This is a genomic window from Rhodococcus sp. NPDC047139 (assembly GCF_040643435.1).
In the GTDB taxonomy this organism is placed as follows: Bacteria; Actinomycetota; Actinomycetes; order Mycobacteriales; family Mycobacteriaceae; genus Rhodococcus.
On record NZ_JBEYUH010000001.1, the window covers coordinates 283,961 to 308,578 of the forward strand.

Genomic DNA, 24,618 nt, shown 5'->3' on the forward strand with positions numbered 1-24,618 from the left:
GGCCGGTGAGCTGTCGGCCCCGGCAATTCAGCTCGTCAGGGCGCGTACCCGTGCGATCACGTCGGAGAACAGTTCCCTGTACGGGGCGTGGACGGTGAAATGGGTGAATCCGTATCGGTCCCGACTGTGCACGAGCTGATGCGCCATCTCGTCCACCGTGCCGATCAGCACGAACGGAGAGTCGAGAAGATCCTCGGCGCCGATCGATCGATCGAACCGGGCGGCGAGTTCGGCGGCGGTCGCCGCCCGGTCGTCCGTCTCGACGACCGCCTGGAGCAAGGTATGCCACTCGATGTCGTCTACGCGCTCCGCCGCCCGCGATCGCGCGAAGGCGACACGCTCGTCGGTCTCGGCCGCGGTGGCGATGCGGAATGTTCCCGGCGGCCTTCCGGCTATCTGGAAGACACCCGCGACACTCACCACGTCCGCGTGGGCCGCGGCAATCTCGAGGATCCGGTTGCCGGTGCCCCCGACGATCAGCGGGGGGCCGTGCCCGCCGAATCCGCGGCGCTGCACCGGGCCGAGCGCTGGAAGACCGAATGCCTCGCGCATCCCGGCCTGCTCGGCGTAGGCGGGCTCGGTGAACGAGCGCCGCAGTTCCAGCACGGTCGCCTCGAGTCGGTCCGCGCGCACATCGAAAGGCTCCCATGCGATCCCGGCGGCCTCGAACTCCCACTTCATGTGCCCCGCGCCCAGGCCGACCTCGAGGCGACCGCCCGTGAGCACGTCGGTCGTCGCGATCTCGCGAGCGAGCAGAGCCGGATTCCAGAAGCCGGCGTTGAGCACCAACGTGCCCACCCTCAGCCGCTCGGTGGCCGCCGCGGCGGCCACCAGGACCGGGAACGGAGCGGGGACACCGAGGTGGTCGGCCGCGTACAGCGCGGCGTATCCGGCCTGCTCCACCTCGCGGCAGTAGCGGGTGAAGGACTCCGCAGACCCGACTTCGAAGATGTTGACGGAGAAGCGGAAATCGTTCATGGGACCAGGGTGACGGGCGCACGGTCTCGGCGCCAGGGCCGTCTCGCCCGCATACCATGGCGGATGTCGTGATCGGTCGTGGACGGGAGTGGGTCGTGGGTGCGTTGTGGCACGGATTCTCCGATATGGGCGCGATCGAACGGGACGGTGCGTTCGTCGTCGCGCGCGGAGAAGGCGTATACATCTGGGACGACGCCGGTAATCGCTACCTCGACGCCACCGCCGGGCTGTGGTTTGCCAACGTCGGCCACGGCCGCACGGAGATCGGCGAAGCGATCGCGGCGCAGGTCGCCAAGCTTGCCCACTACTCGAATTTCGGCGACCTCACCTCCGAACCCGCGGTGGAACTGGCCGAACGGCTCGCAGCCCTCGCTCCCGTGCCAGGCAGCAAGATCTTCTTCACGTCGGGTGGATCGGACTCGGTGGACTCGGCGGCAAAGCTCGCGCGCCGCTACTGGCAGGAGGTCGGCAAGCCGGACAAACGCCTGCTGGTCTCGCGTGAGAAGGCCTACCACGGCATGCATGTCGGTGGCACCTCACTCGCCGGCCTCCCCGCCAACGGCGAGGGTTACGGCCGGTTGTGGGACGACACCGCGCTGGTTCCGTGGGACGAGGCCAAGGCGCTGCTCGAGCTGATCGACGCCGTGGGCGCCGACAGTATCGCGGCGTTCTTCTGCGAGCCCGTCATCGGTGCGGGCGGGGTGTACCTGCCGCCGGAGGGCTATCTCGCCGAAGTCCGCGACATCTGCCGCGACCACGACATCCTGTTCGTCGTCGACGAAGTGATCACCGGATTCGGGCGTATCGGCGGTTCGTGGTTCGCCTCGTCCCGGTTCGACCTGCGTCCCGACATGGTCACCACCGCCAAGGGAATGACCTCCGGCTACCTGCCGATGGGTGCGTTGTTCGTCGCTCCGCAGGTCGCCGAGCCGTTCTTCGCCGGTGGAGTGTGGTGGCGTCACGGATACACCTACGGCGGTCATGCCGCTGCCGCGGCGGCCGCCCTCGCGAACCTCGACATCCTCGAGCGGGAGAACCTGCTGGCCGAGGCAGCGCGGATCGAGAGGACGCTCCACGAGAAGCTCGCCCCCCTCGCGGCGCACCCGCGGGTGGCCGAGGTGCGCAGCGGTGTCGGGGCGGTGGCAGCAGTACAGCTCGCGGATCCCTCCGAAGCCGCCGAATTCGTCAAGACGCTGCGGCAACACGGAATCGCGGGACGCGCCGCAGGTCAGGGGGCGATGCAGATCTCGCCGGCGTTCGTGATGACCGACGAGCAGATCACCGAGCTCGCTGCCGGAATCGCCGCAGCGCTCGGCTGATACGTTCCTTCGGCCCGAGGGGAACTTCGGCGAGATCCAGCTCGGCGCTGCCGTCACGTGCAGCGAGGGACCGTGCGTAGCGCTCGTGCAAGACCGCGCGTACTTCGTCGGGGCTGTAGTGCCGCCGCTGTCTTTCGTTGCGCGCGGCGACCACGCCCGTCGTTGCGACACCCACGAGCCCGGCGAGTCCGACGAGTTTCCACCACTTGCCACCGCGCAGCGCCATGCGAACGACCCTAGCGCCCGGCAGACGTGGCAGGCTGACGGCATGGACACTTCCTCGGGAGCCCGGACCGTCGGCGCGCGTTCGCGTCTCACGCTCGACGAGGCGGTGGCGACGACCCGTACCGGCGACATCTGGATCTTCAGAGGTCCGACGCCGGCGGACCGTGCGGTCCGGACGTTGACGAATGCGCCGGTGAATCATGTGGGGATGACGGTGGCGCTCGCCGACCTGCCGCCGCTGATGTGGCACGCCGAATTGGGCCGGACGCTGCCGGACATGTGGACCGGTCGGCACCAACGCGGCGTCCAGTTGCACGATCTGCGTAGTGCGGTGCAGGTCTGGGGGGCGCGTTACGGTCAGCGGGGCTGGTTGCGGCAGATCTCGGTGGCGGTCACACCGCAGCAGGAGGATCAGCTGCTTCGTACCATCGCGCGGTTGGACGGGACTCCGTTCCCGTCGACGACGAAGCTCACGGGGCGGTGGTTCGCCGGTCGGCTTCCGCGTCGTCGCCGATCCACTCTTCCGTCCGGGGGGCTCGAGAGTGCGTACTGCGCGGAAGTCGTCGGGTTGACGATGGAGGAGATGGGGTTGCTGCGGCAACGACACAGGGGGAGCAACTGGTACGACCCGGGACGTTTCTGGAGTGGAGATCGGCTTCCGCTCGCGCCGGGCGTGGAGTTCGGCGGTGAGATCGAGGTCGTGCTCGACGAGGCCGATCTCGCTGCGGGCCGGGCCACAGGCGCCGCACTCGCGCAGTGAGTACTCCTCGCGGAAGTGATGAACACCTCCTCGGTAGTTATGAAAGGTAAAATCGATAGGTAGCTCTACACTGATAGGCGTGACCGATCAGAGTTACCAGCCCACCCTGTCGCAGCTGCGTGCCTTCGTGGCAGTGGCCACCTACCGCCACTTCGGCACGGCCGCAGCGCGCCTCGAGGTCAGCCAGCCGACGCTGTCGCAAGCTCTGGCGGCCCTCGAGAACGGCCTCGGGATCCAACTCATCGAGCGGAGCACCCGGCGCGTACTCGTGACCCCTTCGGGAGCGCGCCTGCTTCCTTACGCAGAGGTGGTGCTCGACGCCGCCGACGGCTTCGTCGACGCGGCGGCGGGCGTGTCGGACGGATTGTCGGGTCCGTTGCGCGTGGGGTTGATTCCCACCGTCGCGCCGTACGTGCTTCCCGAAGTGCTGCCTGCGCTCGACGAGACGATGCCGACGCTGGCGCTGCAGGTCGTCGAGGATCAGACGGCCCGGCTGATCGATGCGTTACGTGCCGGAACCCTGGACGTAGCTGTGCTCGCCTTGCCCACCGACGTGTCGGGGTTGATCGAAGTTCCTTTGTACGAAGAAGATTTCGTTCTCGTCCTCCCGGCCGGACACGAGTTGGCCGGGCGCACGGACATGACGGTCTCGACGCTCGGTGATGCCCGGTTGCTGCTTCTCGACGAGGGGCATTGCCTACGGGACCAGACACTCGATCTGTGCCGGTCCGCCGACGCGCGGCCCGCGCTCGGCGACACTCGCGCGACCTCTCTGTCCACTGTGGTGCGTTGCGTGGCAGGGAGATTGGGGGTCACGCTCGTTCCCGCCTCCGCCGTCGCCGTCGAAACCGCACGAGGCGACCTCGATGTCGCGCACTTCGCGCATCCGGCACCGGGCCGCCGGATCGGTCTGGTGTTCCGCTCGTCGTCACCTCGCGGCGTGGACTATCACATCCTCGCGGAGACTATCCGCGGTTGCGTCCCCCCGGCCTGCCGGCCGGTCTCCTGACGGTCCGAGCTCACCGGCGCCCGCGCCGCGGCCGACCGGTTCGCTTCGGGCCGCCTCGACGGGCGGTCCCCCCTTCCGGTGTCCGCTTCTTCGGAGCCGAACCTTTTCGTTCCCCGCGCCGTGAGGCGCTTCCGGCCTCGGGGTCGGATTCCTCGCGACGTCCCCGCGAACTGTTCGCCGTCCGTCCTCGAACGATGCCGACGAACTCGTCGACCAGTTCGGTCGTCCGGTCGGCGATCCAGACGAGACCCACCTGGGAAGCCGGTGCGTCGACGACGGGCCGATAGGTCAGGTCCCGTCGGTGATGCAGGCGTGCGAGCGATTGCGGGGTGACGAGTATGCCCACCTCCGACGCGACGTGGGACACGGCCTGCTCGGTGGTTTCGGGACGTTCGAAGGCGGCCTCGCCGGGCAACGCGGCCCAATCCAGAACGTCGTCGAGAGGATGCAGGACCGTCTCGTCGGCGAGATCGGCGACGGACACCTCGTCCACCGCCGCGATCGCATGTTCCTTGGGCACCACCACGACGGAGACCTCGGTGTAGAGCGGGATCACCGACAGGCCGTCCCGCTGCAGCGGCAGGCGAAGCAGCGCGATATCGGCTGCATCCTCCCGCAGCGGATCCGCCCCGGCCGTCGGCTCGACGGCAACCAGTTCGATCGGTACTTCCGGCATCCGCTCGTTCCACACCCGCACCCACTTCGCGGGGGTTACTCCCGGAACGTAGGCCAGGCGGAAGGGCTGCACGGTCGGTTCGCTCACCGAGCCAGGCTACCGCCCCTGATGCTCCGGCCCTGCAGCGAATCAGCCCTCGACGATCTCGAACTCGTCGAAGACCACTTCACCCGCCGCATCGGACTCTGCGAGATTCACCTCGCCGACCAGCGCCCAGCCGTGGTCGCCCTGGGGGTCGTGCAGAGTCTGCCGTACCCGCCACAGTTCCGGCCCGGTCTCGACGGAGAACAGCATCGGGCCACGCGCATCGGGACCGGTGCCGATCTCGTCGTACTCCTCGAAGTACAGCTCGAGCAGGTCCTCCCAGTCCTCGGCTTCGAGCCCGTCCCCGAGCGTGGCGAGCTCGTCCCAGCGTCTGCGTGCGGCGAGTTCGACCCGCTTGAACATCGCATTGCGGACCATGACGCGAAATGCGCGCTCGTTGGCGGACAGGGGACGCGGGGTATCGGTGCCGAAGGCGATCTGCTGCCCGTCGGCTTCGGCGCCGGGTTGGGTCAACGATTCCCATTCGTCGAGCAGGGACGAGTCGACCTGCCGGATGAGTTCCCCGAGCCATTCGGTGATGTCGTCGAGTTCCTCGGTCCGGGCGACATCCGGCACCGTCTGCCGCAGGGCCCGGTAGGCATCCGCGAGATACCGCAGGACGAGCCCCTCGGAGCGGGCGAGCCCGTAGTGCGAGACGAGCTCGGAGAAGGTCATGGCGCGTTCGATCATGTCGCGCACCACAGATTTCGGCGAGAGCGGAAACTCCGACACCCAGGGGTGTCCAGAGCGATAGGTCTCGAAGGCCGGTTCGAGGATGTCGACGAGCGGCTTGGGCCAGGTGATCTCCTCGAGCAGTTCCATGCGCTCGTCGTACTCGATACCGTCGGCCTTCATCTGCGCGACAGCCTCTCCTCGCGCGGCATGCTGCTGCGCCATGAGCACCTGTCGCGGATCGTCGAGCGTCGACTCGATCACCGACACCACATCGAGGGCGTAGCCGGGTGAGTCGATGTCGAGGAGTTCGATCGCGGCGAGCGCGAACGGCGACAACGGCTGGTTCAACGCGAAGTCGCGTTGCAGGTCGACCGTGAGCCGGGCGGTGCGGCCGAACTCGTCCGGTTCGTCGAGTTGTTGCACGACACCGGCCTGCAACAGGCCCCGATACAGCGAGATCGCCTTGAGGATGTGCTTCCGCTGCGCAGGCCGCGGTTCGTGGTTGTCCTCGAGCAGATGTCGCATCGCGTCGAAACAGTTGCCGGGCCGGGCGATGACGTTGAGCAGCATCGAATTGCTCACCGAGAAGCGCGACTGCAACGGTTCGGGAGAGGCCGCGATCAGTTTCTCGAAGGTCCCCTCACCCCACGACACGAAGCCCTCGGGAGGTTTCTTGCGCTGCACCTTCCGGCGCTTCTTCGGGTCGTCTCCGGCCTTGGCCAGAGCTCGTACGTTCTCGATCTCGTGCTCGGGAGCCTGCACGACCACGGTGCCCATCGTGTCGAATCCGGCGCGCCCCGCTCGCCCCGCGATCTGGTGGAACTCGCGGGCCTTGAGCTGACGGGTCCGGGTTCCGTCGAACTTCGTGAGTCCGGTGAGCAGCACGGTGCGGATGGGAACGTTGATCCCGACTCCGAGCGTGTCGGTTCCGCAGATCACCTTCAGCAATCCGTCCTGGGCGAGCTTCTCGATCAGGCGGCGGTATTTGGGCAGCATGCCCGCGTGGTGGACGCCGATGCCGTGCCGGACGAGGCGCGAGAGAGTCTTCCCGAATCCGGTCGAGAACCGGAAACCGCCCAGGGCGGAGGCGATGGCTTCCTTCTCCGCCTTCGTGCACATGTTCACGCTGGTGAGTGCTTGGGCGCGCTCGAGAGCCGCTGCCTGGGTGAAATGCACGACGTAGACCGGTGCCTGGTGGGTGGTGACGAGCTCTTCGATGGCCTCCCCGATCGGGGACTGCGAATAGGAGAACGTCAACGGAACCGGACGTTCGGAACCGGAGACCTCCACGGTGGGCCGGCCGGTGCGACGGGTGAGGTCCTTCTGCAGGAAGGACACGTCGCCGAGAGTGGCCGACATGAGCAGGAACTGGGCGTGCGGCAGTTCGATCAGCGGCACCTGCCAGGCCCAGCCCCGGTCGGGTTCGGAGTAGAAGTGGAATTCGTCCATCACCACCTGCCCGATGTCCGACTCCGCGCCCTCGCGGAGGGCGAGGTTCGCGACGATTTCCGCGGTGGCGCAGATGATCGGTGCACCCGAGTTGACCGACGCGTCACCGGTCATCATGCCGACCTTGGCGGCCCCGAAGACGTCGCACAGGGCGAAGAACTTCTCGCTGACGAGCGCTTTGATCGGCGCTGTATAGAAGGTTCGCTTGCCGGAGGCGAGGGCGAAGAAGTGCGCACCGAGGGCCACCATCGACTTTCCGGAGCCGGTGGGTGTGGCAAGGATGACGTTGGAGCCGGCCACGAGTTCCATGAGTGCTTCTTCCTGGGCCGGATAGAGTGTGATACCCCGATCCGTCGTCCAGGTGGTGAACGCGTCGAACAGTGCGTCGTCGTCGACGGGGTCGGGTATCAGGTCCGGAAGCAGCACTTCTCCAGGCTAGTCGGCCGCTGTGCGACCGCCCGCGCCGGTCACGTGGCGCTGCGTTCGTCGGAACCCATCGCGCCCAACACGGCCATGCGGGTCTCCGGGCCACCGGTGATCTGCGATTCGCTCACGCCGGACATGAGCAGTCTTCTCCAGCGGTCCTCGTCGAATTCGAGTGGAGCGGTGGTCTCGAGGAAGTTCTCGACCACCTGCAGGAATCGGAGCGGGTCGTCGCGGAACGGGAAATGGCCTGCGCCCCGGAAGATCTCGAGGCGCGAGCCCGGCATGGCCGAATGGGCGAGATAGCCGTGCGCGATCGGAATAACGCTGTCGTGATCACCCCAGATCAACTGAACGGGCAGATTCTCCGTCAGGTAGCAGCGGTCGAGCATGGTCACGACCTGCCCACGCCAGTCCACCACGGCCCGCAGGGTGCGCAGATACGCCTCGTAGGCCGTGGGATCCGGCAGATTTCCCAGCACGCGGACCAGATCCGAGGTGTCGTGAAGCAATGCGCCCGGCCGCAGCGGAGACGCGTTGACCCGGTTCAGCACGACCCCCGCGGCACGGAGGGCCGGCATCGCTCCGGGAAGTCGCAGGATCCTGAGAGCCTCGCTGATGATCGGCACCGAGATCAGGCGCAGTGCCGGGTGGACCTCCTTGGTGACCCCTCCCGACGCGACGAGCACCAGACGGTCGACCATACGGGGGAACTGATAGGCGAACTGCATGGCCACGCCGCCGCCGAGCGAATGACCGATCACGGTGACCGACTCGACTCCCAGGACCGACAGGAGATCGCGCATGCCGTTCGCGTAGGCCGCGACCGAGTAGTCGGCGCGCGGCTTGTCGGACCGGCCGTGACCGAGCAGGTCGGGCGCGATCACGGTGTACTTCTCCGCCAGGTGCGGGATGACGTCCTGCCAGGTCGAGGAGTCGTCACCGATGCCGTGGACGAGCAAGAGGGCAGGACCGCTGCCGGCCAGGCGGAAAGCGCGTCGGTAGCCGTGGATGGTGCGGAATACGATCCGGGGTTCGTTGTCCGGAACCGGGCGAAGCGTCCGGGCGCGCGGTGGAACCATGAGCGTCTCCTGCGACGTCGGTGAGCGCGTGGCGGTAGCCGGTCGCTCCGGCCTTCGGGCAAGGCCGGATAAACTACCACTCTTGCATGTCGCCGAAGCGTACCGCCTGTATGTGACGTCGACAACGACGATTGTGACGTTCATGAAACATCCGGCGGGCCCGTTGGGGGCTCAGCGCGGTGCGGAGTCGTCTCCCTCGTCCGTGTCGAATCCGCCCGGTCGCTCGTCGCCGGGATTGCTGTCGCCCGGCTCCGGAAGATCGTCGTCGGTATCGGTGCCGCGCCGGTCGTACTCGGCGAGGAAGCGTTCGAACTCCGCTCCGATCTCCTCGCCGGTCGGCAGACTCTCGTCGGAGGGCAGGGGAGAGGTCTGTTGTTCCTGGGCGGCCACGTAGCTGTCGTACTGCCGTTCGAGCGCGTGCACCACCCCGAGGACCTCTGCGTTGTCCTCGATGTGCTCGTCGATCTGCTCGCGGACGCGGGCGGCGGCCTCACCGAGCGCCCGCAACGGGAGGTCGAGTCCACCGACCTCGGCGAGATTCGTCAGCAATGTCTCCGCAGCCGCCGGATAGTCGGTCTGAGCGAGGTAGTGCGGGACGTGCACCGAGAAGCCCACCGACTCGTGCCCGTGCTGCCCCATCCGGTATTCGAGCAGGGACGACACCCCGGCGGGAACCTGCAGTTCGCCCGACCAGCGGTGGTGCCCCGCGATCAGGTCCTTGTTCGTCGAGTGCGCGGTGACGGCCAGCGGCCGGGTGTGTGGGATTGCCATGGGGATGGCATTGAGACCGATCGTCCGGCGCACGCCGAACTGCTCGGCGAGCAACCGGACCGCGGTGATGAAACGCTCCCATCTCAGATCCGGTTCGGCGCCCGCGAGCAACAGGAAAGGAGTGCCCGCTTCGTCGATGAGCGCGTACAGATTCAGTTCGGGCTCCGCATAGTCCGAGAAATGGTCGGCCTTGAACGTCATGAGAGGACGCCGCGACCGGTAGTCGATCAACTCGTCGACGGCGAACGACGCCACAAGCTCGGTCTCGAGGTTCTCGCGCAGGTGCGTGGTCGCCAGGCGCACCGCGTGACCTGCGTCGGCGAACCCTTCGAGACCGTGCACGAGCACCGGTCCCTCGCCGTCCGGCGAGGTGAGCTGAGGAGCGGGGAACTCCAACTCGTACATTCGGGACTGCTCGTCCATCTGCGAACCACTCCGATCACGCTTCGACTCGGCATCTCCGCCGGGGCCACCCGACGTGGCATGGTGGTGTTCGAGTCTAATTGACGCCACGACGGCCGAATCCGGGTGCACACCGTGCCGACGTCGACGACCAACGGAGGTGCGGGTGACCCGACGTGAAGCTCGTCCGGGCCGCCGTACACGGGCGGGTCGGTGCGTGGTGGTCATTGCGTGTCTGGTGTTCGCACCCGCCTGTTCGAGCACCGTCTCCGGTGACCCCCGGCCGGCCTCGGCGCCGGCAGCGACGACGTCCGCTGCCGGGCCGGCGAGCCGACCACCGGTGGAACTACTGCTCCCGCCGGAGCGGCTGCCCGCGCAGTACGTCGCGGTGGTCCTCCCGCCGGAGGCGGTAGCGCAGGCCGCGCCCGACCTGACCGGTATCCATCCCGGCTCGAAAGTGGACCCGGGCGGCTGCCTGCCACCGGCCCAGGACTACGGTTCCGGCGGAACGGCCATGGTGGTCGGCACGAACAACCGGAGTCGTGCCACGATCAGCGTCGAGGTCGCCCGGTCGGCACAGACCCTCGCCGATTATCGGACGTACCTGACGGAATGCTCGCGTGTGGAAGCCACCGTGCGTGGGGTCACCTCCACCGTGGAGACCGTCCTCGAGGACGATCCCGCCCCACCCGTCGGCGCCGCCGAGACGCTGGCCCTGACCCGGACGGTCCGTTCCGGACAGGGGCCGGGGAGCGTGACCCAATCGATGACCACGCGCGTCGCGCAGATCGAGGATGTGCGTGTGACGGTCACCTACATGTCCTTCGATTCGGCACCTCCCGATGCCGCGAACCTGGACCGTGTGTTCCGGGAGGCCGTCGAGTACGCCGCACAGCCCTGACGGGCGGTGGGGCAGCTTAACAGCGCGCTCCGACTTGCGTGGTCGGCCGTGTGGGTTTCCGGTCTCCCGCGGCAGGTTTGTCCACACGCCGTGGGTTCATCCCCAGATGACCGTGGATCCCCGTCGTGACCGGCTTCGAGGTCCGAGTCGTAGACCACGGTGCGAGCATGACAACTTCCACACCCTCTTCCTCGCATCCACTCCGTCTCGGCGATGTCGGTGAGGTGATCGCTGCACTGCCCGCGCTGATGGGATTCCCGCCGGCGCACTCGATCGTCGTGATGTGTCTGACGCCGACCGGCGACGCCCCGACCAGGCCCGGTGGGAAGGTGGCGACGATCGGTGCGGTGATGCGACACGACCTCGTCCTGCCGCGGGCGGGGGAACCGGTACCCGAACTCATGCGGGCGGCGTTCCGGCGGTTCTGTGCCGTAGGTGCTCGTGAGGGTGCCGAATCCGTGGTGGCCGTTCTCGTGGACGAAAGCCTCACGGATCGGGACGATCCGGCCGTTGCCGAGGTGTGCAGGCTCGTCGACGATTTCGCCGATCATCTCGACGCCGTCGGAATCGAACTGGCGGGTGTCTACGCACTTCCCGAGATATCCGGGGGAGCAACCTGGTTCGTTCCCGGCCAGGAATTCTCCGGCAGTGTGGCCGACCCCGGGTCCTCGGTGGTCGCTGCGGCACGGGTGTTCGAAGGAAGCCCGATCCGCGCTTCCCGCAGGGAACTCGAGGCGCTGCTCGCCCCGTACCCGCCCGCGGTGCGGCAGGAGGTCGCGCGTTGCATCGACGAAGTCGTCGAAACGCGCGACCGCGAGTACGAGCGCTGCGCCCGGGACGGTGGTGGCGAACGCGCCGATCGTCTCGAACTCGAGACGGTGCTCGCGCACATCGAGGCCTACGCGGAGGGGGCCGATCCGACCGCCTCCGATTTCGCCGAACTCGCGGTGCTGCTCGCCAACCGGACGGTCCGGGACGCGGTCATGGGGCTCGCCACCGGTCCGCTCGCGCGGTCGGCAGAGCGCCTGTGGGCCGAACTCGCGCGAGCACTGCCCGATCCCGAACGCGCCGACGCCGCAGCTCTCGTCGGTTTCGGTGCCTATGTGCGGGGAGACGGCCCACTCGCGGGTGTCGCGCTCGCTGCGGCCCTCGAATCCGATCCCCGCCACAGACTTTCGGATCTCCTCGACCAAGCGTTGCAGGCAGGCCTGCGGCCGGAGGCGATCCGCGGGCTCGCCGAGACGGGCCACGAGATCGCGGTCCGGTTGGGGCTGGTGCTACCGCGTGGCGACGAGCAGTCCTGACACCGAGTTGCGAAACGCGCTCAGCTACGGCGTGCGGCATGCAGCCGGTCGCCGAGTCCTCGGGTGAACTCCCATGCGTCGGAGACGATCCCGTCGAGATCGGTGTGCTGGGGGTTCCACCCGAGTTCGGCGATGGCGCGACTGCTCGAGGCGATGAGGACGGCGGGGTCTCCGGCACGGCGCGGTGCGTCGACCGCGGCGATCGGCAGTCCGGTGACACGTTCGCACGCCGAGATCACCTCGCGGACGGTGAAACCTTCGCCGCTCCCGAGGTTGTAGATGTCGTGACGTCCGGACTCGGACTTGGTCAGCGCCAGCAGGTGGGCGTCGGCGAGGTCCTTGACGTGGATGTAGTCACGTACCGCGGTGCCGTCCTTGGTGGGATAGTCGGTGCCGAAGACGGAAATATGATCGCGCACACCGAGAGCGACCTGCAGCACCAGGGGAATCAGGTGTGTCTCGACAACACGGTTCTCCCCGGCTCCTCCGTAGGCGCCGGCGACGTTGAAGTAGCGCAGGCTCGTCGCCGCGAGACCGTGAGCATGCGCGTACGAGGAGATCGCGTGGTCGATGGCGAGTTTCGACGCACCGTAGGGGTTGGTGGGTCGTGTGGGCGCATCTTCGGTGATGGGCACGCTGTCGGGCTCGCCGTAGGTAGCGGCGGTGGAGGAGAAGACCAATCGCGGCGTGCCCGCGCGGCGCATGGCCTCGAGCAGAGCGAGGGTGGTCACCACGTTGCCCTGCCAGTACTTCTCGGGGAACTCCACCGACTCGCCGACCAGCGATTGTGCACCGAAGTGGAGAACGCCGTCGAAGCGCGGGCCGGTTCCGGAGAGGAGCTCGCCGGCGACGACCGCGATGTCGCCCTCGACGAAATCGGCACCCGATGGGACCGCATCGGCGTTGCCGGTGGACAGATCGTCCACGACCACGACGTCATGGCCACGTTCGAGCAGCACGGTCGTGCACACGCTGCCCACATATCCGGCGCCGCCGGTCACAAGAAGTCTCACGGTGGGAATCCCCTTTTTCGCATGCCCGTGCCGGACATGCGAAAAAGGGGTCTGCGTCAGACCTGCTTCACCTGCACGGCGTGGGCCATCTCGTCGGAAAGCTCGAAGCTGTCGTGACCGGCCACGGTGATCGACACCGAGCCCGGTCGCGTCTCGACTGTAACCCGCGCGTCCGGTACGACACCGGCCTCACGTAGCCGGGCGATGATCTCCGGGTCGGACTGCACGTACTCCGCGAGCCTGCGGACCACCACGGCGGTCGGGCGGCCGGGCGGGATCTCCGTCAACCGCACCAGCTTCTCGTCGACGACCGCCGTGCGGTCCAGGCCCAGCTGGGCCAGACCCGGGATCGGGTTGCCGTAGGGGGAGGTCGTCGGGTTGTTGAGCACCTCGACCAGGCGGCGCTCGACTTCCTCGCTCATGACGTGTTCCCAGCGGCACGCCTCGGCGTGCACGTTCTCCCAGTCGAGACCGATCACGTCGACGAGGAGCCGCTCTGCGAGCCGATGCTTACGCATGACGGAAACCGCGAGGTCGCGGCCCTTCTCCGTAAGCTGCAGGTGCCGGTCGCCGGCAACTCGGAGCAGGCCGTCACGCTCCATCCGAGCGACGGTCTGGCTCACCGTGGGTCCGCTCTGCTCGAGACGCTCGGCAATGCGCGCGCGCAGCGGCACCACGCCTTCCTCTTCCAAGTCGTAGATGGTCCGGAGATACATCTCCGTCGTATCGACCAGGTCCTTCACTCTCACACCCCTTCGTCTGGGCCGATTCTAACCGTGCGAACAGGGCAGCGGGGGCGGCCCGGGAGGCTCGCATGTCCGTGGGCGGACCAGTAGCGTCTGTGTCCATGACCACGAGCTCTACCGCGGCGGGCGGTACGACACAGCTGAGCGGCGATCGGATAGTGGTATGGAGCCCCGACTACCTCGATTACCGGTGGGGTTCGACACATCCGATGAATCCCACGCGTCTCGATCTCACGATGGCGCTCTCCCGCAGTCTCGGTCTCCTCGAGGGCGTCGAAACGTTGCGCCCGTCCCCTGCCGAGGACGGCGACCTGCTGCGCATCCACACAGCCTCCTATGTCGACGCGGTCAAACGTGCGGGCTCCGCGCCCGAGGGCACGTCACCTCCGGCCGATGCTCCCCACGGCCTCGGTACCGAGGACAATCCGATCTTCCCCCGCATGCACGAAGCCAGCGCGACCCTCGCCGGAGGAACCCTCGCGGCCGCGCGTGAGATCGCGAGCGGCCGAGCTCGCCGCGCCGTGAGCATCGGCGGCGGCATGCACCACGCGATGGCAGACTGGGCCGCCGGATTCTGTGTCTACAACGATGCCGCCATCGCGATCTCGTGGCTGCTCGACCACGGCTACGACCGCATCGCGTACATCGATGTGGACGCCCACCACGGGGACGGGGTGCAGCACGCCTTCCTCGGCGATCCCCGGGTCCTCACCATCTCCTTGCACCAGCATCCGGCGACGTTGTGGCCCAACACCGGGTGGTCCAGCGAGATCGGATCGGGTCCGGCGGAGGGCACTGCGATCAACCTCCCGGTGCTGCCGGGCACCGTGGACTCGCTGTGGTTGCGCGCCTTCCACGCCGTCGTGCCGGGAGCGATCGCTGCGTTCCGCCCACAGATCCTCATCAGTCAGTGCGGAGCCGACAGTCACCGCGAGGACCCCCTCGCCGACCTCTCGCTCACCGTCGACGGTCAGCGTGCGTCGTATCTGGCCATGCGGGATCTGGCCGATCGCTACTGCGAAGGTCGCTGGCTCGCTGTCGGTGGCGGCGGATACGGCCTCGTGCGGGTGGTCCCGCGCGCGTGGACGCATCTGATCGCGGCAGCACTGGATCGCGAGATCGACCTGAAGACACCGATTCCGGCGGACTGGCGCGAACGCGTCGGCGCACTCGCCCCGAGCGTCGAACTGCCCGACGACATGGGAGAGGACTCCGACGTGTCGTACCTGCCGTGGGACGGTCCCGGCGGCACGCCGGAGACGGGGATCTCGTCTCTCGACCGTGCACTGACCCGCATCGATTCCGCGATCATCGCCACGAGGCGCGCGGCGTTCCCGCTGCTCGGCCTGGACCCGGAGGACCCGCGTGACTGAACAGCACAACCCCGCGGCGGGATCGAGTTCCGATCCTGTGCAGGGCACGACGGCGGTGGGGGAGACCGATCCGGCTCGCGAGCGGGCCCTGGCCCGGGCGCGGGACTATCCGCGGCACTGGGTCGCCGACGTACTGGCCTCCGACGGCGGTGTAGTCCACTTGCGCCCCATCGTTCCCGAGGACGCCGACAGGATCCTCGCCTTCCACAGCAAATTGTCCGAACGCACCCGTTATCTGCGGTACTTCGGCCCGTATCCGACGATCTCGAAGAAGGACCTGTTCAACTTCACCGTGGTCGACCACCACTCCCGCGTGGCGTTCGTCGCGGTGCTCGGCGACGAGATCATCGCGGTCGGGCGGTACGAAGGGCTGCCGAACGAAGGTGACGGACTCTCCGCGGAAGTGGCCTTCACCGTCGCCGACGCCCACCAGGGGCGCGGTCTCGGTCCGATCCTGCTCGAGCACCTCGCCGGAGCAGCCGCCGAAAACGGACTGCACACCTTCGTCGCCGAGGTTCTCGCCGAGAACCGGCACATGATCACGGTGTTCCGGGAAGCCGGTTACCAGGTCAGCCGCAGTTTCGAAGGGGGAGTGGTCCGGCTCGAGTTCGCGATCGACCCCACCGAGGCGCTGGTCTCGGTGCGCAACGCACGCGAACGTGCCGCCGAGGCGCGCAGCGTGCGCAACATTCTGAGCCCCGGCAGCGTTGCCGTCATCGGCGCGTCCACCGACAGCCGCAAGGTGGGAAACGCCGTGCTCGTGAACATGTTGCGCAGCGGGTTCACCGGACCGGTCTATCCGGTCAACGCCGAGAACCGGTCGGTCCGGGGTGTCCGCGCGTACCCGACCGTCCGCGACATCCCGGACGAGATCGATCTGGCGATTGCCGCAGTGCCGGCCGAGTCGATCGATTCGGTGCTCGACGACTGTCTCGCCAAAGGTGTCAAGGCGCTGCTCGTCGTCTCGTCGGGGTTCGGCGAGACCGGACCGGAGGGCCGCGACGCAGAGCGCAGGCTCGCCCTCGCTGCCCGCTCGCACGGCATGCGCCTGATCGGACCCAACGCTCTCGGCGTGGCCAACAACGACCCCGCGATCCGGCTCAACGCCACCCTCGCACCCGTGCTGCCGGCCACCGGCAACGTCGGGTTCTTCTGCCAGTCCGGTGCGCTCGGCATCGCGATTCTGGACGAGGCCGCCAAGACCGGGGTCGGCCTGTCGTCCTTCGTCTCGGCGGGCAATCGCGCAGACCTCTCCGGCAACGACCTGCTGCAGTACTGGGACACCGACCCGGCGACCGAGGTGGTGCTGCTCTACCTGGAGAGTTTCGGAAACCCGCGCAAGTTCTCGCGTATCGCCCGCCGGGTGGCGCGCAGCAAGCCCATCGTCGCGGTCAAGAGCGGCCGTCATGCAGTTCCTCCGGCGCTTGCCGCCCGAACAGGTGAGATGGACGACACCATCGTGCGGTACCTGTTCGAGCAGGCGGGTGTCGTGCAGGTCGAATCCATCGGTCAGTTGTTCGACTCGGCGCTGTTGTTCGGCTACCAGCCGTTGCCCGCCGGTCCGCGGGTCGCGGTGGTGGGTAACTCCACGGCTCTGGGGGTTCTGGCCGTCGACGCCGCACGCGGGCAAGGGTTGCAGGCTCCGGACGCAGTGGATCTCGGCGCGCAGGCGTCACCCGAGGAGTTCGCCGAGGCGGTCGCGCGGGCACTCGAATCGCCGGAAGTCGATTCGGTGATCGCCGTCTTCGTTCCGCCGGTGGCCGTGGACGTCCAGCCGTACGCTCAGGCACTTCGCGACGCGGTAGCCGGTTCGGAGAAGCCGGTGGTGACCACCTTCCTGGCGACGGAGGGTATTCCCGACGTGCTCGCGGTCCGAGGACCGGACGGGACGCCGGTCCGCGGGTCGGTGCCCTCGTATCCGGGTCCGGAACGAGCGGCGCTCGCCCTGGGGCGGGCATGGCGGTACGCGAAGTGGCGGAGTCGTCCGCCCTCTCAGGTCGTTCGCCCCGCGGGCATCGACCCCGAGCGCGCACGCACGCTCGTCGAGGGTTGGCTCGAGACGACTCCCGACGGCCGATTCCTGTCGGATACCGAAGCGGCGTTGTTGCTCTCCTGCTACGGGGTGGAGATCGCCGATTTCCGCGCGGTGACGACGGAGGACGAAGCGGTGGCGGCTGCCGAGGAGGTCGGCTTCCCCGTGGCGGTCAAGGCCACCGGCGCTCAATGGCGGCATCGGCCGGACCTGAGTGGCGTCCGGCTCGATCTCGTGGACGCCGACTCGGTGCGAGTCGCCTATCGCGACCTGGCGGCGGTGACAGGGGAGCCGTTGCTGCACGTGCAGCGTATGGCGCACAAGGGCATCGGTTGCGCGATCCGTGTGCAGGACGATCCCTCGTTCGGTTCGCTGATCTCGTTCGGTCTCGCAGGCGTGATCTCCGACCTCCTCGGCGACCGGGCGTATCGCGTCCTTCCCCTGACGGAGGACGAGGCTGTCGAGCTGATCGACGCGCCGAAGGCTGCACCCCTGCTGTCCGGATACCGGAACGCCACGCCGGTGAACAAGCCGGCACTGGTGGACTTCGTGCAGCGCATCTCGGCGCTCGCCGACGATCTCCCCGAGGTGCGAGAACTGGTGTGCGAGCCGGTGCTGGCCTCGGCGCTGGGTGCCGAACTCACCGACGCCCACGTTCGGATCGGCCCCGAACCACACCCCCTGGACCTCGGCCCGCGCAGGTTGCGCTGACGGACGCCGACGGACAGGACCCGGACACAACGATCCCCGAGAACCCAGCCCGGTTCTCGGGGATCGGATCCGCTGACGCGCCCGGTCAGCTGGCGTAGGCGCGAAGGCGCTCGGCGCGGTCTCCTTCACGGAGCTTCGCCATCACTTCGCGCTCGATCTGGCGGACCCGCTCACGGGACAACCCGAAGAGCTTGCCGATCTGGTCCAGGGTGCGAGGCTGGCCGTCGTCGAGTCCGTAGCGCAAGCGGATGACCTGCTGTTCGCGCTCGTCGAGCGTGGCGAGCACGCTGCGGACGTCGCTGTGCAGAAGGCCGGCGATGACGGCGGTCTCGGCGGAGGTCGCCTCGGCGTCCTCGATGAAGTCGCCGAGCGGAGCCTCCTCGTCGTTGCCTACGGGCATGTCGAGGCTCACCGGGTCGCGGCTGTGGTCGAGCAGGTCCGCGATCTTCTCGACGGGGATGCCGGACTCTTCGGCGAGTTCATCGTCGGTCGCCTCGCGGCCGAGCTGCTGGTGCAGCTCGCGCTTGATGCGGGCGAGCTTGTTGACCTGTTCGACCAGGTGGACGGGGAGCCGGATGGTGCGGCTCTGGTCGGCCATGCCGCGGGTGATGGCCTGACGGATCCACCAGGTCGCGTAGGTCGAGAACTTGAAGCCCTTCGCGTAGTCGAACTTCTCCATCGCCCGGATCAGGCCGAGATTGCCTTCCTGGATGAGATCCAGCAGGGGCATGCCCCGCCCGGTGTAACGCTTCGCCAGCGAGACGACGAGGCGGAGGTTCGCCTCGAGTAGGTGACTGCGAGCAGCCTGCCCTTCGCGGACGATAGTGGCGAGGTCACGCTTCTTCGCCGCGGACAGGCGCTTCTTCGTCTCGAGCAGGTGCTTGGCATACAGGCCGGCCTCGATCCGCTTGGCCAGCTCCACCTCGTCGGCTGCGGTCAGCAGGGCAGTCCGTCCGATGCCGTTCAGATATACGCGAACGAGATCGGCTGCGGGGCTCTGACCGTCGAGGTCGGAATCGCTGCGAGCGGTTGTTTCGGGGCGTGCCATGACGTGCCTCCTCATCGGTGGTGTCTCAAGGGGTTCAACGAGCGGCGAAGCCGTGGAGTTCCCGTCTACCCGCGAGTACCACCGCGCTGACCTGCGCTAACCCGATCAGCTCCTGAGAAGTTGCTGAGAGAACCGAATCGTGGAACCTCAGGGGGCCCGAAGCGGAATCAGGCCGGTTCGACCAGCCCGTGACGGACGAGTCCGTGGACGAGGCCCACCGCCCGATCGGACAGTTCGTCCTCGTCCTCGTCGTGCGCCGCCGCGAGCAGGGAGACGAGATCTCCCAGCGGCAGCCCGTCGGCACGCATTCCTCCGAGCAGAGCGGCGGCGAGATCGTCCACCTCGTGTTGCCAGGCCGGGCCGCCACCGCGGTGCACTCGCGCCACCACCTGTTCCCAGCCCTCCGCGCCGGGCAGGTGAACCCGCTCCAGAGCCGTGTCGGGGCGAACCACGAAGCGGCCGTCGAGTACGTCGTTCGCACGCAGCCAATCGAGGCGGCGGAAGTAGTCGACGGCCTCGTCTCCGAGCGCGTCGGTGAAGGCATGCCGCAGGTCCTCGGCGAGCACGTCGGATGGAAGATCGGTGCGGCGCAGATAGACGAAGCCGAACCCCACGCCTTCGACACCGTTCTCCTCGAAGTGCTCGAGCCACTGCTCGGCGCGCACCGCCACCGCCGGGTCGCGCTGATCGGCGTCACCGTCGCGCAGCCAGGTACCCACGTACAGGGCAGGGTCGGCGACGTCACGCTGCACGATCCAGGCGTCGATGCCGTGGGAAGGCAGCCAGGACGCCACCCGGGCCCGCCAGTCCTCACCCTCGATGTGCACCCAGGAAGCGAGCATCGCAGCGGTTCCACCCGGTGTCAGGTAATCGGCTGCCTGCGAGATCATGAGCTTGCTGGCGCCGTCGAGATCGAGACCGGAATCGCGGTAGCTGTGCTCGACCCGTCCCGCGCTCACCACGAACGGCGGATTCGCGACGATCCCGTCGAAGGTGCGCCCGGCCACCGGGGCGAACCAGGAGCCTTCGAGAAACTCGATGTCGATCTCGTTGAGCGCGGCACCGGCGGCCGCCAAGGCCAGACAACGGGGATTGATGTCGGTCGCGGTGACCTCTCGTGCGTAGTCCGCGGCCCGGATGGCCTGGACTCCGCAACCTGTGCCGAGATCGAGCACCGACCCGACCCGATCGGTCGGTGTCGCCTGCAGCAATGACAGCGAAGCCTGTCCGACGCCGAGAACATGATCGGGACGGGTCGGGACCGGCCGGATCGAGCCGTCGAGATCGGACAACACCCAGCGACTTCCGGCACCGGCATCGAGCGGACGAAGATCGAGTGCAGCCCGAAGATCGTCACCGTCACGTTCGAGCAGCCCTGCACGCACCGCCTGATCGGGTGACACGGGCGCGAGCGCACGGCCGACTTCCGCCTCGGAACAGGGGTCCTGGAGGAGGAACAACCGCACCAGCACGCCGAGATCCCCGGCGTCGCGTGCGCGGCGCCGCGCAGGAACGGGTTCGCTGCGCCCGAGTGCGGCATGTGCCTCGGGGCCGAGGAGGTCCCGCACGGTGTCGAGGTCGTAGCGGCACCGGAGCAGGGCAGTACGCAAGGCCGGGCAGAGTGACAGGAGAAGGTCGCGGTCCACCACGACATTCTCGCAAGCGCCCCGGTCGCCCTTCCGCTCAGCCGTCGGTCGAATCCGGACGGCTCAGCCGTCGGTCGAATCCGGACGGCTCAGCCGTCGATCACGTGAGGGCGGGACGACTCGATCGACGGCACGTCGTCATAGCGGCCGTCCCAGCGACTCGGCTCGTCTTTGCGGCGGGGCGGGCGATCGTTGGCGATGAGGACGGCGATCCACGGCAGCGGAATCGACACCCCGATGATCGCCATCGATATCCAGGGATTCTCCCAGACGCCGTAGGCGATCGTCGCAAGGAGCAACGCGGGGATGCGGAAGGACATGATGGTGAGGTACTTGCGAACCCGTGCTCGGTGCTGATCTTCGAGCGATGTCTCCGCTGCGGTGATCAGAACCGGGTTGTCGGGCGACCCGTTCTCGGGGGATCCACCGAAACCGTGAGTTCTTGCCATGTCTTCCACCTTCCCACGACAGACCGTCGCCCGCACGTACGCATCCGGCCGTTCCGTGCGGCATCATGGACACGTGAGCACGGATATCAAGGAACGGCCGGATACCACCACCGACGAGACGACCCAGGACGACACTCCGAAGTTCTTCCATTACGTGAAGAAGGACAAGATCGCGGAGAGTGCGGTCATGGGTACCCACGTGGTTGCGCTGTGCGGTGAGGTCTTTCCGGTGACCCGGTCGCCGAAGCCCGGCTCGCCGGTGTGCCCCGAATGCAAGAAAGTCTACGACGGTTTGCGCAAGGGCGACTGAGGTACCGGGCGGCACGACTCGTCGTCCGTCTCGGTGCCGGGTGATTCCGGCGGCGTGATCTCGGCCGGGGGGACTTCGGATCCCCCGGCCTCCTCGTCGTGGCCGGCCGGATCGGCTTCGGCAGGCTTCCCGTCGATCGGCCACGATTCCGGTTCGCGTTCATCTGCTCTGACGAGGTCGGACAGCCGGATCGCGGTTGAACCTGCAAGCCATCGCGTGAGGTTCGTCACCGGGCCGCTGTCCGGTGAGGAATCACGCGCTGCCTGTTCGGCGATCCACTCGCGCCACTGTTCCAGGCGGGTGGCGCGGGCCGGCCAGAACTCCTGCACCGTGGCATTGAACTCGGCTCCGAGCACCACGGCGAAACCCAGGAAGAACGTGAACAGCAAAAAGGCGATGGGTGCGGCAAGGGCCCCGTAGGTATAGCCGGTACCGGAGACCCATGTCAGATACCAACGCAGGATCACGCTCGAGGCGAGAAAGAAGACGCCGGCCAGCACCGCGCCGCCGAGCAGACGGTGCCACGGCAGCGACTTGGGCAGCGCGACCTTGTACAGGGTTGTCAGACCGATCAGGAGCAGCAGACCCACGGCGGGGAAATAGAAGGTGTCGATTATCCGCGAGCCGAGGTCGAACCATGCATCGGGCAGCAACTGGCCGATGAGCGTGGGGCCGAGGGCGACGAGTGGCAGTGTGAACACTGCGAGGATCAAGAAGACCACATAGAGCAGCAGACCGAAGATCCGCTGCCAGACAGGGTGGCGGTGGTCCTGCTGATGGTGCGCTTCGACGATCGAGTCCACGAACGTCGAGATCGCCGACGACCCCGCCCACAGCGACAACACGAAGCCGAGGGACATCACGTCGGCGCGCCCGCGGCCGAGGACGTCCTCGACGGTCGGTTCGATGATCTGGTCGACGACACTGTCGCTGAAGACCGAGCGGAGGAAGATCACCGTTTTCGAGGTGATGATCTCCAGCGTGTCCGGGCCGAACCATCCACCCACATAACCGAGGCTGCCGATCAATCCGAGCACGAGCGGCGGGAGTGAGAGGGTCTGCCAGAAGGCCGCAGTCGCAGCTTTGCTGAAGATCGAATGGTCCCACGCCGACGACGCGGTGTGTGCGACGACTTCCCACCCCTGTACCACCACGTGCCGTATGCGGCCGCGGGATGCCTGGGGGTGAGGTCGTGGTGTGGCGTTCATCTACTTCCAGAATTCCTGAAGTCACGCTCGCGTGCGCGCTCAGGCAGGTAAGGCTGCGTCGAATTGTGCCATGTGGTTCCGGGGACCCGCCGACGCCCGGCTACGGCGGGTCTGCGGCTGCCGAGACGATAGGCTGCATGACGGTCGGAGCCCGGACGAGTGCGTCCGGACCGACTCGAGTGAAGCGGACAAGGAGCACGAGAAACCGGTGAGCACCGAAACCGTCGGACAAGCTACGACCTCCGCCCCTGTGGCCCAGTTGCGTGCCTGGCAGCGGCGCGCCCTCACCAAGTATCTCGCCACGAAACCACGCGACTTCCTGGCCGTCGCGACCCCCGGAGCCGGTAAGACCACCTTCGCGTTGCGCGTGGCCTCCGAACTGCTGCGCGACCGCACGGTGGACCAGATCACGGTCGTTGCTCCCACCGAGCACCTCAAACACCAGTGGGCGGGTGCGGCGGCCCGCATCGGCATAGCCCTCGACTCGAACTTCACGAACTCCACCGGGCAGACGTCGAGTGACTACCAGGGTGTCGTGGTGACCTACGCCCAGGTCGCGTCACACCCGTTCAAACATCGCGTACGCACGGAGGCGCGCCGCACACTGGTGATCCTCGACGAGATCCACCACGGTGGCGACGCGAAGAGCTGGGGCGAAGGCATCCTCGAAGCGTTCGGTGACGCCACCCGCCGGCTGGCGCTCACCGGTACCCCCTTCCGAAGCGACGACAGTGCCATCCCGTTCGTGACCTACGAGCCGAACGAGGACGGCCTGCTGCAGTCGAAGGCCGATCACGCCTACGGTTACGCCGACGCGCTCGCCGACGGCGTCGTGCGGCCCGTCGTATTCCTCGCCTACTCGGGTGAGGCCCGGTGGCGCACGAGCGCCGGGGAGGAGTTCACTGCGCGCCTGGGTGAGCCGCTCAGCGCCGAGCAGACGGCGCGGGCATGGCGGACCGCCCTCGACCCCGAGGGCGACTGGATTCCCGCGGTACTGGGGGCGGCGAACACCCGTCTTCAGCAGTTGCGTGCCGGCGGAATGCCGGATGCCGGTGGTCTCGTCATCGCGACCGATCAGACCACCGCCCGCGCGTACGCGAAGATCCTCGAGGCGGTCACCGGCGAGATGCCCACCGTCGTGCTCTCCGACGATCCCACGGCGTCCGAGCGGATCTCACAGTTCAGTGCCGGGAATCAGCGCTGGATGGTCGCGGTCCGCATGGTCTCCGAAGGTGTCGACGTTCCGCGACTCGCGGTAGGGGTGTACGCGACCAGCGCATCGACACCGCTGTTCTTCGCTCAGGCGATCGGCCGGTTCGTGCGGTCGAGGCAGAAGGGGGAGACGGCCAGCGTCTTCCTGCCGTCCGTGCCGGTCCTGCTCGAACTCGCGAGTCAGCTCGAAGCCCAGCGCGATCATGTGCTGGGGAAGCCGCACCGAGTCAAGGAAGGTTTCGACGACGAGCTACTCGCCGACGCGAATCGACGCAAGGACGAGCCGGGCGAGGACGAGAAGGCGTTCCATTCGCTCGGTGCCGAAGCCGAACTCGATCAGGTGATCTACGACGGATCCTCGTTCGGCACGGCGACATTCGCCGGTTCCGACGAGGAGGCCGACTATCTGGGGCTGCCGGGACTGCTCGACGCGGAGCAGATGCGGGCGCTGCTGCGTCAACGTCAGGAGCAGCAGCTGAACAAGCCGAAGCCCGAGCCGGCACCCACCCCTCCGCCTCAGGTCACCGAGCGGGTCGAAACTGCCGATACCCTCGCGCAACTCCGCCGCGAGCTCAACTCGCTCGTCGCGGTCGTCCATCATCGGACCAGGAAGCCGCACGGCGTGATCCACGGGGAACTTCGTCGCCAGTGCGGCGGACCGCCCACGGCCATGGCCACCGCCGAGCAACTCCGCGATCGCATCGCCATCCTGCGTAGCTGGTGAGCCGGCCCGAGCAGATCGGGCATGACGACGAGAACGGGCGACCACCTGCAGGTGGTCGCCCGTTCTCATCGGTCGGGTCTCGGAGCCG

Annotated in this window: 21 protein-coding genes; 9 read left to right on the forward strand and 12 right to left on the reverse strand. The window is 67.6% G+C overall.

Going from position 1 to position 24,618, the window contains the following annotated elements:
- Window positions 1-27: 27 nt before the first annotated feature.
- On the reverse strand, window positions 28-978 hold the full coding sequence (locus tag ABZ789_RS01355; RefSeq protein ID WP_358417810.1) for a TIGR03621 family F420-dependent LLM class oxidoreductase: 951 nt from the start codon (window positions 976-978) through the stop codon (window positions 28-30).
- Window positions 979-1,103: 125 nt separating this feature from the next.
- On the opposite strand from ABZ789_RS01355, the gene ABZ789_RS01360 reads away from it, so the two are divergent.
- The gene (locus ABZ789_RS01360) at window positions 1,104-2,297 is read left to right on the forward strand and encodes an aminotransferase class III-fold pyridoxal phosphate-dependent enzyme (protein WP_358418208.1); all 1,194 of its coding nucleotides are present in this window, start codon (window positions 1,104-1,106) and stop codon (window positions 2,295-2,297) included.
- Here ABZ789_RS01360 and ABZ789_RS01365 read toward each other — a convergent pair.
- Window positions 2,257-2,523 carry a hypothetical protein gene (locus ABZ789_RS01365; RefSeq protein WP_358417813.1) on the reverse strand — a complete coding sequence of 89 codons (267 nt, stop codon included), beginning with the start codon at window positions 2,521-2,523 and terminating at the stop codon, window positions 2,257-2,259. The two genes, ABZ789_RS01360 and ABZ789_RS01365, sit on opposite strands and share 41 nt — an antisense overlap.
- Before the next feature lie 42 nt (window positions 2,524-2,565).
- On the opposite strand from ABZ789_RS01365, the gene ABZ789_RS01370 reads away from it, so the two are divergent.
- A complete protein-coding gene (locus ABZ789_RS01370; protein ID WP_358417815.1) occupies window positions 2,566-3,282 on the forward strand; it encodes a hypothetical protein in 717 nt (238 codons plus the stop codon).
- A gap of 79 nt (window positions 3,283-3,361) precedes the next feature.
- The gene (locus ABZ789_RS01375; RefSeq protein ID WP_358417818.1) at window positions 3,362-4,291 is read left to right on the forward strand and encodes a hydrogen peroxide-inducible genes activator; all 930 of its coding nucleotides are present in this window, start codon (window positions 3,362-3,364) and stop codon (window positions 4,289-4,291) included.
- A gap of 10 nt (window positions 4,292-4,301) precedes the next feature.
- On the opposite strand, the gene ABZ789_RS01380 is transcribed toward ABZ789_RS01375, so the two are convergent.
- The 4 genes from ABZ789_RS01380 to ABZ789_RS01395 all read right to left on the reverse strand — a co-directional run bounded on the left by ABZ789_RS01380 (window position 4,302) and on the right by ABZ789_RS01395 (window position 9,874).
- Window positions 4,302-5,054, reverse strand: coding sequence for a LysR family substrate-binding domain-containing protein (locus tag ABZ789_RS01380; RefSeq protein ID WP_358417820.1), 753 nt, complete (start codon window positions 5,052-5,054; stop codon window positions 4,302-4,304).
- A gap of 42 nt (window positions 5,055-5,096) precedes the next feature.
- Window positions 5,097-7,601: a DUF3516 domain-containing protein gene (locus tag ABZ789_RS01385; protein ID WP_358417823.1), complete on the reverse strand. Its 2,505-nt coding sequence runs from the start codon at window positions 7,599-7,601 to the stop codon at window positions 5,097-5,099.
- A gap of 41 nt (window positions 7,602-7,642) precedes the next feature.
- Window positions 7,643-8,680: an alpha/beta hydrolase gene (locus ABZ789_RS01390; protein WP_358417826.1), complete on the reverse strand. Its 1,038-nt coding sequence runs from the start codon at window positions 8,678-8,680 to the stop codon at window positions 7,643-7,645.
- A 171-nt stretch (window positions 8,681-8,851) separates the two neighbouring features.
- The gene (locus ABZ789_RS01395; protein WP_358417828.1) at window positions 8,852-9,874 is read right to left on the reverse strand and encodes a PAC2 family protein; all 1,023 of its coding nucleotides are present in this window, start codon (window positions 9,872-9,874) and stop codon (window positions 8,852-8,854) included.
- 145 nt (window positions 9,875-10,019) lie between these two features.
- On the opposite strand from ABZ789_RS01395, the gene ABZ789_RS01400 reads away from it, so the two are divergent.
- Both ABZ789_RS01400 and ABZ789_RS01405 read left to right on the forward strand, forming a co-directional pair.
- Window positions 10,020-10,754: a sensor domain-containing protein gene (locus tag ABZ789_RS01400; protein ID WP_358417831.1), complete on the forward strand. Its 735-nt coding sequence runs from the start codon at window positions 10,020-10,022 to the stop codon at window positions 10,752-10,754.
- 167 nt (window positions 10,755-10,921) lie between these two features.
- Window positions 10,922-12,058 carry a DUF4192 domain-containing protein gene (locus ABZ789_RS01405; RefSeq protein WP_358417833.1) on the forward strand — a complete coding sequence of 379 codons (1,137 nt, stop codon included), beginning with the start codon at window positions 10,922-10,924 and terminating at the stop codon, window positions 12,056-12,058.
- 20 nt (window positions 12,059-12,078) lie between these two features.
- Here ABZ789_RS01405 and galE read toward each other — a convergent pair whose 3' ends face one another.
- Together galE and ABZ789_RS01415 are read right to left on the reverse strand one after the other, a co-directional pair.
- Window positions 12,079-13,071, reverse strand: coding sequence for a UDP-glucose 4-epimerase GalE (gene galE / locus ABZ789_RS01410; RefSeq protein WP_358417835.1), 993 nt, complete (start codon window positions 13,069-13,071; stop codon window positions 12,079-12,081).
- 56 nt (window positions 13,072-13,127) lie between these two features.
- On the reverse strand, window positions 13,128-13,814 hold the full coding sequence (locus ABZ789_RS01415) for an iron dependent repressor, metal binding and dimerization domain protein (RefSeq protein WP_358418211.1): 687 nt from the start codon (window positions 13,812-13,814) through the stop codon (window positions 13,128-13,130).
- Between the two features lie 104 nt (window positions 13,815-13,918).
- Here ABZ789_RS01415 and ABZ789_RS01420 point away from each other — a divergent pair, with 104 nt between their 5' ends.
- Both ABZ789_RS01420 and ABZ789_RS01425 read left to right on the forward strand, forming a co-directional pair.
- Complete coding sequence (locus ABZ789_RS01420; RefSeq protein WP_358417838.1) at window positions 13,919-15,190, forward strand: acetoin utilization protein AcuC; 1,272 nt, start codon at window positions 13,919-13,921, stop codon at window positions 15,188-15,190.
- 55 nt (window positions 15,191-15,245) lie between these two features.
- The gene (locus ABZ789_RS01425) at window positions 15,246-17,933 is read left to right on the forward strand and encodes a GNAT family N-acetyltransferase (protein ID WP_358418214.1); all 2,688 of its coding nucleotides are present in this window, start codon (window positions 15,246-15,248) and stop codon (window positions 17,931-17,933) included.
- 85 nt (window positions 17,934-18,018) lie between these two features.
- On the opposite strand, the gene ABZ789_RS01430 is transcribed toward ABZ789_RS01425, so the two are convergent.
- The 3 genes from ABZ789_RS01430 to ABZ789_RS01440 all read right to left on the reverse strand — a co-directional run bounded on the left by ABZ789_RS01430 (window position 18,019) and on the right by ABZ789_RS01440 (window position 21,076).
- Entirely contained in the window at window positions 18,019-18,981 is a 963-nt protein-coding gene (locus ABZ789_RS01430) for a sigma-70 family RNA polymerase sigma factor (protein WP_358417840.1), read from the reverse strand.
- A 167-nt stretch (window positions 18,982-19,148) separates the two neighbouring features.
- Window positions 19,149-20,627 carry a class I SAM-dependent methyltransferase gene (locus ABZ789_RS01435; RefSeq protein WP_358417843.1) on the reverse strand — a complete coding sequence of 493 codons (1,479 nt, stop codon included), beginning with the start codon at window positions 20,625-20,627 and terminating at the stop codon, window positions 19,149-19,151.
- An 89-nt stretch (window positions 20,628-20,716) separates the two neighbouring features.
- Window positions 20,717-21,076, reverse strand: coding sequence for a DUF3099 domain-containing protein (locus ABZ789_RS01440; protein WP_358417846.1), 360 nt, complete (start codon window positions 21,074-21,076; stop codon window positions 20,717-20,719).
- Window positions 21,077-21,149: 73 nt separating this feature from the next.
- On the opposite strand from ABZ789_RS01440, the gene ABZ789_RS01445 reads away from it, so the two are divergent.
- Complete coding sequence (locus tag ABZ789_RS01445) at window positions 21,150-21,386, forward strand: DUF3039 domain-containing protein (protein ID WP_358417849.1); 237 nt, start codon at window positions 21,150-21,152, stop codon at window positions 21,384-21,386.
- On the opposite strand, the gene ABZ789_RS01450 is transcribed toward ABZ789_RS01445, so the two are convergent.
- A complete protein-coding gene (locus ABZ789_RS01450; protein ID WP_358417851.1) occupies window positions 21,359-22,594 on the reverse strand; it encodes a YihY/virulence factor BrkB family protein in 1,236 nt (411 codons plus the stop codon). The genes ABZ789_RS01445 and ABZ789_RS01450 overlap by 28 nt on opposite strands.
- A 208-nt stretch (window positions 22,595-22,802) precedes the next feature.
- Between ABZ789_RS01450 and ABZ789_RS01455 the strand changes: the two genes are divergently transcribed.
- Window positions 22,803-24,530, forward strand: coding sequence for a DEAD/DEAH box helicase (locus ABZ789_RS01455; RefSeq protein ID WP_358417854.1), 1,728 nt, complete (start codon window positions 22,803-22,805; stop codon window positions 24,528-24,530).
- The last annotated feature ends 88 nt before the right edge of the window (window positions 24,531-24,618 follow it).